We start from the raw sequence: 9,870 nt of genomic DNA, 5'->3' as shown, positions 1-9,870 counted from the left end.
CGGGCGCGGCGATCGGCGGCGCGGCGGGTGCGGTCGCCGGCGGCGCGATCGACACCGTCACCCCGCCGCGGGAAGTGGTGACCTACGTCGAACAGAACCGCGTCGACCCCGTTTATCTCGAGGGCGAGGTGGTCGTCGGCGCTGGCGTTCCTGAAACCGTCGAGATGCGCGAGATTCCCGACTATGACTACCGCTATGTCTATGTGAACGGACAGCCGGTTCTGGTCGAGCCGGAAAGCCGCCGCATCGTCTACGTGGTTCGGGACTGAGAACGGAACGAAACGAGTCGGCGCCGTCGATCGGGCGGCGCCGGCCTCCCTGAGCGGTCAGACTTGACTCTTCCCGGCTTTTCAGGCTAGACGCGCCTACTTTCCGCGACGAGTTGTAAACTCCGAGCAGCCGACCGGGACGTCCTTGGCACTGAAGGACACCGATCCCGGAGGTCAACACCCGGCAGCGCGATGCGCCCCCGGGTGCTTTTCGGCTTTGCGCGAGGTTTAAGCGCGGGCGCGGATATATTACCTCTCGTATCTGAAGTGATGCGAGACCATGAGGAACGCGGATGTTTGAGAACCTGCAGGAGCGCCTTGGCGCAATCCTGAACAATCTCACCGGGCGCGGGACGCTTTCGGAGGCGGATGTTTCGGCTGCGCTCCGCGAGGTGCGCCGGGCGCTGATCGAAGCCGACGTGGCCCTCGACGTCGTGCGTTCCTTCACCGACCGCGTGCGGCAGAAGGCCGTGGGCGCGGAGGTCCTGAAGTCGGTCAAACCCGGCCAGATGGTCGTCAAGATCGTCCATGACGAACTGGTCGAGATGCTGGGCGCGGAAGGCGAGACGATCGATCTCAACGCGCCCGCTCCCGTCGTTCTCATGATGGTCGGCCTGCAGGGTTCCGGCAAGACCACCACCACCGGCAAGATCGCCAAACGGCTGTCCGAGCGCCAGGGCAAGAAGACCCTCATGGCCTCGCTCGATACCCGCCGCCCCGCCGCCCAGGAGCAGCTCAAGCAGATTGGCGAGCAGACGGACATCGCCACGCTGCCCATCGTGCCCGACCAGAGCCCGGTGGACATCGCCCGGCGCGCCGTGCAGGCGGCGAAGCTCGGCGGCCATGACGTCGTCATCCTGGATACGGCCGGCCGCACCCATATCGACGAGCCGCTGATGGCCGAGATGGCCGACATCAAGCGCGCCGCGAACCCGCACGAGATCCTTCTGGTCGCCGATTCGCTCACGGGTCAGGACGCGGTCAACCTGGCGCAGAATTTCGACGAGCGCGTCGGCATCACCGGCCTCGTACTGACGCGCATGGACGGCGACGGGCGCGGCGGCGCGGCCCTTTCCATGCGCGCCGTCACCGGCAAGCCGATCAAGCTTATCGGTACCGGCGAGAAGATGGATGCGCTCGAGGAGTTTCACCCCAAGCGCATCGCCGACCGCATCCTCGGCATGGGCGACATCGTCAGCCTGGTGGAAAAAGCCGCCGAGACCATCGACCAGGAAAAAGCCGCGGCGATGGCGAAGAAGATGCAGGCCGGCAAGTTCGACCTGAACGATCTCGCCGACCAGCTTGCGCAGATGCAGAAAATGGGCGGCATGGGCGGCATCATGGGGCTGATGCCCGGCATGGGCAAGATGAAGGACCAGATGGCCGCCGCCGGCTTCGACGACAAGACCTTTGCCCGCCAGATGGCCATCATCCAGTCGATGACGCCGAAGGAGCGCGCAAACCCGGACCTCCTGAAGCACAGCCGCAAGAAGCGCATTGCCGCAGGTTCCGGCACGGATGCCGCGCAGATCAACAAGCTCCTGAAGATGCACCGCCAGATGGCCGACATGATGAAGGCCATGGGCGGCAAGGGAAAGAAGCGCGGCATGATGCAGGGCATGATGGGCGGCATGGCCCAGAAGATGGGCCTTGGCGGTATGGGCGGCATGCCGGACCTGTCGAAGATGGACCCGAAGCAACTCGAAGCCCTGCAGAAGGAGGCGGAGGCCGCGGGCCTGTCGCAGGGCGGCGGATTGCCGAAGGGCCTGCCCGGCCTGCCGGGTACGAGCGGCGGATTGCCGGGTCTGCCGGGCGGCGGTGGCGGCCTTCCCGGCCTGCCCAGGAAGAAGTGAGGGCACGACCGTGGGCGCGGATACGAGCGAAGTCCGGGCGCAGCTTCATGAGCTGCGCGCATCCATCGACAATATCGATGCCGCGCTGCTCCACATGCTGGCGGAGCGCTTCCGCTGCACCAAGGCCGTGGGAGTCCTCAAGGCAACGCACGATCTGCCGCCAGCCGACCCAGCCCGCGAGGAGCAGCAGATTGCCCGCCTGCGCCGGCTGGCCGACGAGGCCAATCTTGACCCGGATTTCGCGGAAAAGTTCCTGAACTTCATCATCAAGGAAGTGATCCGCCATCACGAGGCAATCGCCGAGGAGCACGGCAACAACACGGTCACACCGAAAGAGGCGGAGGCATGATCCCCGTGCTGGAAAGCGAGCGCCTCGTGCTGCGCGGCTGGCGCAAGGACGATTTTCCAGCTTACGCGGCCTTCCGTGCCGACCCTGAACGCACGCGCTATATCGGCGGGCCGCAAGCGGAGTGGAGTGCGTGGACGCGCTTCACCTCCATGATCGGCGAGTGGGCGCTCAACGGCTATGGTCTTTTCGCCGTCGACCGCAAGGAAGACGGCGCGACTGTGGGCTTCGCCGGATTGTGGCATCCGCCATACATCGACGGACCGGAGTTGGCCTGGTCGCTGTACGCGGGCTTCGAGGGCAAGGGTTATGCGCTCGAGGCCGCCCGGTGCGCCCAGGTCTGGGCGCGTGAAAAGGGCCTGCCGCCGCTGATCAGCTTCATGCACCCCGAGAATCTGCCGTCACAGGCGGTAGCCAAGAGGCTGGGGGCCACGCCCCTGCCGCCAACCACCCTGCGCGGCGAGCCGCGCTTGTGTTTCCGGCACACCGTGCCGGCCTGATTGTCATCATCGAAAGGAAGAACCATGGCACTGAAGATCCGACTGGCCCGTGCGGGCTCCAAGAAGCGTCCCTACTACCACATCGTCGTGGCCGACGTGCGTGCGCCGCGCGACGGCCGTTTCATCGAGCAGTTGGGTTCCTGGAACCCGATGCTGCCCAGGGACGCCGAGCGCGTGAAGCTCAACGAGGATCGCATCAAGCACTGGCTCGACAACGGCGCCCTGCCGACCGACCGCGTCCTGCGCTTCCTCGACCAGGCGGGCGTTGCCAAGCGCCCGGAACGCCAGAACCCGAAGAAGGCCGAGCCGGGCAAGAAGGCCCAGGAGCGCATCACCGCCGCCAAGCAGGCCGAGGAAGAGGCGAAGGCGGCCGCCGCCGAGGCCGAAGCCGCCGCCGCCGAGGCGCCTGTCGAAGAGGCCCCGAGCGAGGAAGCCGCGGGCTGAGAGGAATTGCCGAACAGGCTGTTTCAATGGCGGGCTTCGGCCCGCCATTTTGCTTTCGGCACGCCGAGGTTAGCCGGCGATTCCTCAAGCTTTAGGAACGAAGGTGCTCGATGATCCTGTCCGCACGTTCGACCAGAAATGCGCCGCAGAACAGGTAACCTGCCGGCACCAGGTTGGAATAGAAAACACTTCTGAAGGACCTGAAGAGAGCAACGGCATCGATAGAAGGGCCCCGCTGCAAGCTCATCATATAAAAATGTATGCCGAAGAGAACGGGCACGAATCCGGCAATGAGCATCACCAGTGCGCCGAAGAATAATATTCGCGGGCCGAGAATCATGCCCGATTTGTAAATTCGCTCAAACATATCGACCTCTCTGAAAAAGCAATAAACAAATTGGCGTCCCGCGCGTTACGCCTCAAGGAGCGCGACGGTCCCGCAATATAAAACGCGGATACCAAGGCAGGTAATAGCGGCAGGAACGTGGCGAGGCAGGCTCGCGCCTCCCTCGCTGACAGCCAACGGCACCGGGATACGCCCGCTTGATGCGGCGCGCTTTTACGATCCGGTGCAAAAACAGCGTTGCTTTTCTCCCCGTCGCGGGAAAAGCGCAATGCGAACCCTTTTTCCCGGGGAGGATTTGAAATAGGTCTTCGCCATCGCTAGCTGCGTGTCGAGGCATACCATACAAGGAAACGTCGAATGAGCACTGCCGCGATGCAGAAAACCGAAGCCGATCAGGATCTGGAATTCCCGATTCCGCCCGGGGTCTTCGCCGAGCGCGTGGTTTCGGTGAAGCATTACACGGACCGGCTTTTCGCCTTCCGCATCACGCGGCCGCAGAGCTTCCGCTTCCGCTCCGGCGAGTTCGTGATGATCGGCCTGCCCAATGCGGCAAAGCCCGTCTTCCGCGCCTATTCCATCGCCAGCCCCGCCTGGGACGAGGAGATCGAGTTCTTCTCCATCAAGGTCCCGGACGGACCGCTCACCCAGCACCTGCAGAAGATCCAGCCGGGCGACACGGTGCTCATGCGCCAGAAGCCGACCGGCACGCTGGTCAACGACGCGCTGACGCCGGGCAAGCGGCTTTACATGATTTCGACCGGCACGGGCATCGCCCCCTTCGCCAGCCTGATCCGCGATCCCGAAACCTATGACAAGTTCGACCAGCTCATCCTCACCCACACCTGCCGCGACGTGGCTGAGTTGAAATACGGCGAGGAGCTGATCGCGGCCACACGCGAGGATCCCCTGATCGGCGAGCTCACCGAAGGCCGCCTGCACCACTTCACCTCGACCACGCGCGAAGACTCGCCGCAGATGGGCCGTGTCACCACGCTGATCGAGAACGGTGAACTGTTCAAGGCACTGGGCACTCGACCCTTCGATGCGGCGGAAGACCGGGTGATGATCTGCGGCTCGATGGCCATGCTGAAGGATGTGAAGGCGCTGGTGGAAAAAGCGGACCTCAAGGAAGGGTCCAACGCCGAGCCGGCGGATTTCGTGGTCGAGCGGGCTTTCGTCGGATAGAGCATTTTGCAGCCAAGTGGAATCACTTGGCGTGGCACAAATGCGGCAAAACAAGCAGATAGAGCAGCCAAGCAAACGAATGTGAGCGCACACTGCTCTAGCGGCCTACCGTTCCAGCCGGGAGGCGAGGATGACCGTCACCATCTACCACAACCCGAAATGCGGCACTTCCCGCAACGTCCTGGCCTTGCTGCGCCAGGCAGGGGAGGAGCCGGTGGTGGTGGAATATCTGAAGAATCCGCCGAGCCGCGAGAAGCTGGTCGCACTGATCGAGGCAATGGGGATTACCCCGCGCGACCTCCTGCGCCGCAAAGGCACACCCTATGACGAGCTGGGGCTCGGCGATGAGAAATGGAGCGATGACGATCTCATCGACTTCATGCTGGCCCATCCGATCCTGATCAACCGGCCGATCGTCGAGACACCGCACGGCACGAAACTGTGCCGCCCCTCGGAAACGGTGCTCGACCTGCTGCCCGATGCGAAGATCGGCACTTTCCGGAAGGAAGACGGCGAGGTGGTCAAGCGCTAGCGTCAGTGGCCAATTGTGACCCGATGCGCCCCGGGCGGATCAAAGCGCCCCCTCACGCGTTCATGCCGGGTGTCTACCATCGGAGCCGGCCATGGACGTTTTACGCATACTGCTCGCCATCCTGATTCCGCCACTCGGCGTGTTTCTGCAGGTCGGTATCGGGCTGCAGTTCTGGATCAATCTTCTGCTGACCCTTCTGGGCTACATTCCCGGCATCATCCACGCGGTGTGGATCATCACGCGGCGTTGATACGGCTGGAAACGGATTTGCACAGCAAAAGCGAAGATGAACGGCTGGCCGAAATGGAGCGGCTGGCAGGGCTGCTCGATTCGCGCTGGCGGATTCCGGGAACCCCTATTCGCTTCGGGATCGACGCTGTGGCCGGCCTGATCCCCGGCATAGGCGACGCGGCGACGGGCATCGTCTCCGCCTATCTTCTCTATCGCGCCGCCCGAATGGGCGTTCCACGCACCACGCTGGCCGCGATGGGCGGCAATGTTCTGCTCGACGTGGTGTTTGGTGCCATCCCGCTGCTCGGATCGGTGTTCGACGTGTTCTTCAAGGCCAACAACCGCAATATCAGGCTTCTGCAGCGCCATCTGGAACGGCAGGCGCGCTCTGAGAAATAGTGGACCGCCGGCGGCTTCCAGCAGGCAGGATTTTATGCGATGCCTTGGGAAATGACGGAGATCCGTACATGGCCGAAACATTCGTCATCGCACAGGGCGGCGGGCCGACCGCCGTCATCAATCAGACGGTCGCCGGCGCGACGCTTCAAGCGCGCAAGCGCTTCCCCGGCGCCAGGGTGCTCGGCGCGCTGCACGGCGTGCGTGGCGTGCGCGACGGGCGCTTCGTCACGCTCTCTGATCTTTCCGATGAAGAGTTGCGAAGATTCGCCGCCACGCCGGGCGCCGGCCTCGGCTCGACCCGCGACAAGCCGGACGAAGCCTATTGCGAGAAAATCCTGAAAGGGCTCGAGAACGCCGGCGCTGACGCCTTCATCTATATCGGCGGCAACGACACGGCCGGCACCCAGGGAATCCTGTCGGACGCATCGGGCGGGAAGATGGCTTGCGTCCACGCGCCCAAGACCATCGACAACGACCTCGTCGAGAACGATCACACGCCCGGCTTCATCTCCGCGGCCGCCTTCGTTGCCGGTGCGTTCCTGAGCGTCGACCTCGATTTCCGGGCGCTGCCGGGCATCTATGTCGGTATTGTCATGGGCCGCCACGCGGGCTTCCTCACCGCGTCGTCCGCCGCCTGGTCGCTCGATGGCGGCGGCGCGCCCCATCTCGTCTATGTGCCCGAGCGAGCCTTCGAACGCGCGCGCTTTATCGACGACGTGCGCGCCACCCTCGACCGTCACGGCCGCTGCATCGTCGCCATGTCGGAGGGCGTGGTGGGGCCCGACGGGCGCTCACTCGTCGAAACGCTCGTGCCACCGGAGCTGCAAGAGCGTGACCAGCACGGCAATCTGCGCCTCTCCGGCGCGGATCTCGGCCAATCGGTCGAACGCATCCTGGCGGAAGACCTGCCCGGCACACGGGCACGGGTCGACACCTTCGGTTACCTGCCGCGCGGCAACATCGCCACCACCGACGCGACCGACGCCCGCGAGGCCTTCCAGGCGGGCGCCTTCGCCGTCGATGTGGCGGAACAGGGCAGCGGCTCGGTGGCGCTGCAGGTCGATGGCGGCCAGACCGTCTGCCGGCGCGTCCCGCTCAACGCCGTGGCAGGCAAAACACGCCACATGCCCGATGATTTCCTGCATGCCTCCGAAAGCCGGCTTTCCGATGCCTGCCTGGAATATCTGGCGCGTCTCGTGCCGCGCCGGTACCAAGTGGCGGCGCCCTTCGTCTGAGCGTCATCGGCACGTCCCAGCATGCCTGCCGCAGGTGCACTCGGCAAAGGGCAAGCATTGCGCGGACGGCCGGATCATCGGTGCGAAGCCCAGCCTGGCCAGCCGCGTCCCGGCAGCAGGCGGCCGGGACAGATAGTCTCCTCGGATATCCGAGAGAAGTTGGTCGAAAAAAGCCTGAACGGGTTTCATGGCGTTCTCCCAAGCGATCCACGCGATCGGCTATCCGAAAGATGAGTGAGGCCGGCGCCGACCGCCAGCAAGTTCGCTTCAGGCTGACTTGAATGGAATTCAAGTGTGGGCGGCGAGCGCCTCGAGCCAGCGCTCAACCTGCCGTGTCGCGGCGGTGGGCGCGATGTCGGCCGGCCGGCACAGGTAATAGGCGGTGCCGCTGGGGTCGTCCGCGCCGAAGGGAGCGACAAGCGTGCCCCGCGCCAGGCGCTCGTCGACGAATGGGGAGCGGCCTATGGCGACGCCCTGTCCTCCCTCGGCGGCCCGCAGGGAATCCTCCTGGCCTTCGATTCCGATCATCGTCCCCGGCTCGGGCGGCGGCAGGCCGCGCACCCGGCTCCACTCCTCCCATTCTTCCGGCGAACGGGTGTTGAGGATCAGGCGCGCCCGTTTCAAGGTGGTGTCCGGGCGCTCCTGCGGGTCGACCCGGAGATAGCCGGGCGCACAAACCGGAAAGGCTCTTTCCTCCAGAAGAAGGCGCGAGACAAGCGAGGGCCATTGACCTCGCCCGTGCCGAATGGCGAGATCGATCTGGTCGCGCCGCAGATTGAGCGGGCGTATGGTGGTCACGAGCTGAACTTCGATCTCCGGATGCTGCCGCTCCAGTTCGCCGAGATTCGGGATGAGCCAGGTCACGGCAAGGGTGGGATGCAGCGTGACGCGCACGACCTTTCGGCCCGTCTGACCCATGATCGTTTCGGTCGCTGCCTGGATCCGGCGTATGGCCGGATCGATTTCAGCCAGATAGCGCTGCCCGGCCAGCGTCAGCCGCGCGCCGTTTGCGGTGCGTTCAAACAACGCGACGTGGAGATACTCCTCGAGGCGCCGCACCTGATGGCTGATCGCCGATTCCGTGATGCCAAGCGCCTCCGCCGCCTCGCGAAAGCGCTCATGGTTGGCAGCGGCATGAAAGGCGCGCAGCGCCGCAAAGGGCGGCAGGCGTGATCTCTCCGACATGCGAGAGAGCTTGGCAGGAGCATGAATTCCTTTCAAGTCTCCTCCGTCTGGAGGGGCACGCCGCCTTGGAAACGTGTGGGCTCGCCTCAGCGGATCTCCGGCAGCGCGTCGCGGCACGCGTCGGCGCAGCGCATGCAGGCCTCGGCGCAGATGCGGCAATGCTCGTGCTGGCCGGCGTGGTTCTGGCATTCCTGGCCGCAGGCGCGGCAGGCCTGTTCACAGACCTCGACCACGGCGCGCAGGACATCCACATTCGATCCGGTGCGGCGGGAGGCCATCGCGCCCGTGGCCGCGCAGATGTCCGCGCAATCGAGGTTGAGCCGGATGCACTGCTTCAGCATGTCGACCGACTGCTCCGCGAGGCACGCGTCGGCGCAGGACGTGCAGGTCTGGGCGCAGTTGTAGCATTCCTCGATGCATTGCAGCAGCTTGTCCGCGGTGCTGCCCTGGACATCGGGGTGGGAGGCGATCATTTCGCGCACTTGCATGGGAACTCTCCATGGATGGATGCTGACCCCTTGCCAAGCGTTTCGCAATCCGGATGTTCCATGCCGCGGCGGGGCCGGCGCCAGTCTAGACGAAGAGCGAGCGTTCCCGTTCCACGAGCTCGCCGACAAAGGCGGCGACGGCCTGGATGCTGCGGGTCGGACGCATGGACTCGTGATAGACCAGCCAATAGCTGCGGCGGATTGGCCGGGCGAAAGGCAAGGCAACGAGATCCGGATGCCCGCGCGCGATGAAGGTGTGCAGAATGCCGATGCCGGCGCCGGAACGGACCGCCTCCACCTGTCCCATGGCCGAGGAGACGGCAAAGGCCGCTTTCCACCTCTCCGAGATCTCGGCGGCATAGTCGAGGGTCGGGCTGATGACGAGATCCGGCACATAGCCGACAAGCCGGTGGTGGGACAGAGCCTCCGCGCGCTCCGGCAGGCCGTGCGCGGCCGCATAGCCCTTTGAAGCATAAACGCCCAGCGTGTAGTCGACCAGCTTGCCGGCTACCAGGCGTCCCTCCGTCGGACGGTCGACGGTAATCGCGATATCCGCCTCGCGCCGCGACAGCGAAAACGAGCGCGGCACCGGCACGAGTTGGACGGCAAGGCCCGGATGACGCTCGGCCAGCCCGCCGAGCCTGGGTGCCAGAAAGGCGACGCCGAACCCGTCCGGCGCGCCGATCCGCACGGTCCCGGAAATCTCCTCCGTCTCGCCTGCGATCTCGGCGCGTGCGGAGATCATGTCGGCTTCCATCCGCTCGGCGACCGGCAGCAGCCGTTCCCCCGCTTCCGTCAGTTCGCTGCCCACGGTGGTGCGGCGGATGAGCTTGGCGCCGACCGCGGTCTCGAGCGCG

At 65.0% G+C, this 9,870-nt stretch carries 14 protein-coding genes; 10 read left to right on the top strand and 4 right to left on the bottom strand.

The window, feature by feature from the left end:
- The 5 genes from ACFP9U_RS20815 to rpsP all read left to right on the top strand — a co-directional run.
- A partial coding sequence (locus tag ACFP9U_RS20815; protein ID WP_378624394.1) for a DUF1236 domain-containing protein occupies positions 1–269 on the top strand: 269 nt, incomplete at its 5' end.
- 293 nt (positions 270–562) lie between these two features.
- Positions 563–2,122, top strand: coding sequence for a signal recognition particle protein (gene ffh / locus ACFP9U_RS20810; protein WP_378624393.1), 1,560 nt, complete (start codon positions 563–565; stop codon positions 2,120–2,122).
- Positions 2,123–2,132: 10 nt separating this feature from the next.
- Positions 2,133–2,471 carry a chorismate mutase gene (locus ACFP9U_RS20805; RefSeq protein ID WP_378624392.1) on the top strand — a complete coding sequence of 113 codons (339 nt, stop codon included), beginning with the start codon at positions 2,133–2,135 and terminating at the stop codon, positions 2,469–2,471.
- Complete coding sequence (locus ACFP9U_RS20800) at positions 2,468–2,968, top strand: GNAT family N-acetyltransferase (RefSeq protein WP_378624391.1); 501 nt, start codon at positions 2,468–2,470, stop codon at positions 2,966–2,968. Before ACFP9U_RS20805 ends, ACFP9U_RS20800 begins: the two co-directional genes overlap by 4 nt.
- Before the next feature lie 24 nt (positions 2,969–2,992).
- Complete coding sequence (gene rpsP / locus ACFP9U_RS20795; protein WP_378624390.1) at positions 2,993–3,412, top strand: 30S ribosomal protein S16; 420 nt, start codon at positions 2,993–2,995, stop codon at positions 3,410–3,412.
- Between the two features lie 91 nt (positions 3,413–3,503).
- Here rpsP and ACFP9U_RS20790 read toward each other — a convergent pair whose 3' ends face one another.
- Positions 3,504–3,779, bottom strand: coding sequence for a hypothetical protein (locus tag ACFP9U_RS20790; protein ID WP_378624389.1), 276 nt, complete (start codon positions 3,777–3,779; stop codon positions 3,504–3,506).
- Between the two features lie 336 nt (positions 3,780–4,115).
- Here ACFP9U_RS20790 and ACFP9U_RS20785 point away from each other — a divergent pair, with 336 nt between their 5' ends.
- The 5 genes from ACFP9U_RS20785 to ACFP9U_RS20765 all read left to right on the top strand — a co-directional run bounded on the left by ACFP9U_RS20785 (position 4,116) and on the right by ACFP9U_RS20765 (position 7,340).
- On the top strand, positions 4,116–4,943 hold the full coding sequence (locus ACFP9U_RS20785; RefSeq protein WP_378624388.1) for a ferredoxin--NADP reductase: 828 nt from the start codon (positions 4,116–4,118) through the stop codon (positions 4,941–4,943).
- A gap of 130 nt (positions 4,944–5,073) precedes the next feature.
- The gene (arsC, locus tag ACFP9U_RS20780) at positions 5,074–5,475 is read left to right on the top strand and encodes an arsenate reductase (glutaredoxin) (protein ID WP_378624387.1); all 402 of its coding nucleotides are present in this window, start codon (positions 5,074–5,076) and stop codon (positions 5,473–5,475) included.
- A gap of 91 nt (positions 5,476–5,566) precedes the next feature.
- Complete coding sequence (locus ACFP9U_RS20775; RefSeq protein ID WP_322453216.1) at positions 5,567–5,725, top strand: YqaE/Pmp3 family membrane protein; 159 nt, start codon at positions 5,567–5,569, stop codon at positions 5,723–5,725.
- Positions 5,722–6,105 carry a DUF4112 domain-containing protein gene (locus tag ACFP9U_RS20770; protein ID WP_378624385.1) on the top strand — a complete coding sequence of 128 codons (384 nt, stop codon included), beginning with the start codon at positions 5,722–5,724 and terminating at the stop codon, positions 6,103–6,105. The genes ACFP9U_RS20775 and ACFP9U_RS20770 overlap by 4 nt, the downstream gene beginning before the upstream one ends.
- Before the next feature lie 68 nt (positions 6,106–6,173).
- Positions 6,174–7,340, top strand: coding sequence for a diphosphate--fructose-6-phosphate 1-phosphotransferase (locus tag ACFP9U_RS20765; RefSeq protein WP_378624384.1), 1,167 nt, complete (start codon positions 6,174–6,176; stop codon positions 7,338–7,340).
- A gap of 288 nt (positions 7,341–7,628) precedes the next feature.
- Here the strand turns inward: ACFP9U_RS20765 and ACFP9U_RS20760 are convergent, their stop codons facing one another.
- The 3 genes from ACFP9U_RS20760 to ACFP9U_RS20750 all read right to left on the bottom strand — a co-directional run.
- Entirely contained in the window at positions 7,629–8,525 is an 897-nt protein-coding gene (locus ACFP9U_RS20760; protein WP_378624381.1) for a LysR substrate-binding domain-containing protein, read from the bottom strand.
- A gap of 86 nt (positions 8,526–8,611) precedes the next feature.
- Entirely contained in the window at positions 8,612–9,013 is a 402-nt protein-coding gene (locus ACFP9U_RS20755; RefSeq protein WP_378624380.1) for a four-helix bundle copper-binding protein, read from the bottom strand.
- Between the two features lie 85 nt (positions 9,014–9,098).
- Positions 9,099–9,870, bottom strand: a 772-nt coding sequence (locus tag ACFP9U_RS20750) for a LysR family transcriptional regulator (protein WP_378624378.1), incomplete at its 5' end; no start/stop codon positions are given.

The organism is Nitratireductor sp. GCM10026969 (assembly GCF_042660605.1).
Taxonomy (GTDB): Bacteria; Pseudomonadota; Alphaproteobacteria; order Rhizobiales; family Rhizobiaceae; genus Chelativorans.
The sequence above is the reverse complement of the archived record's forward strand: the minus strand, read 5'-3'. Positions and strand labels throughout refer to the sequence as shown.

Excerpts from the sequence above, each read along its gene's own strand:
- ffh (WP_378624393.1), top strand. The coding sequence starts at position 563 with ATGTTTGAGAACCTGCAGGAGCGCCTTGGCGCAATCCTGAACAATCTC.
- ACFP9U_RS20800 (WP_378624391.1), top strand. The coding sequence starts at position 2,468 with ATGATCCCCGTGCTGGAAAGCGAGCGCCTCGTGCTGCGCGGCTGGCGC.
- rpsP (WP_378624390.1), top strand. The coding sequence starts at position 2,993 with ATGGCACTGAAGATCCGACTGGCCCGTGCGGGCTCCAAGAAGCGTCCC.
- ACFP9U_RS20790 (WP_378624389.1), bottom strand. The coding sequence starts at position 3,779 with ATGTTTGAGCGAATTTACAAATCGGGCATGATTCTCGGCCCGCGAATA.
- ACFP9U_RS20785 (WP_378624388.1), top strand. The coding sequence starts at position 4,116 with ATGAGCACTGCCGCGATGCAGAAAACCGAAGCCGATCAGGATCTGGAA.
- arsC (WP_378624387.1), top strand. The coding sequence starts at position 5,074 with ATGACCGTCACCATCTACCACAACCCGAAATGCGGCACTTCCCGCAAC.
- ACFP9U_RS20775 (WP_322453216.1), top strand. The coding sequence starts at position 5,567 with ATGGACGTTTTACGCATACTGCTCGCCATCCTGATTCCGCCACTCGGC.
- ACFP9U_RS20765 (WP_378624384.1), top strand. The coding sequence starts at position 6,174 with ATGGCCGAAACATTCGTCATCGCACAGGGCGGCGGGCCGACCGCCGTC.
- ACFP9U_RS20760 (WP_378624381.1), bottom strand. The coding sequence starts at position 8,525 with ATGTCGGAGAGATCACGCCTGCCGCCCTTTGCGGCGCTGCGCGCCTTT.
- ACFP9U_RS20755 (WP_378624380.1), bottom strand. The coding sequence starts at position 9,013 with ATGCAAGTGCGCGAAATGATCGCCTCCCACCCCGATGTCCAGGGCAGC.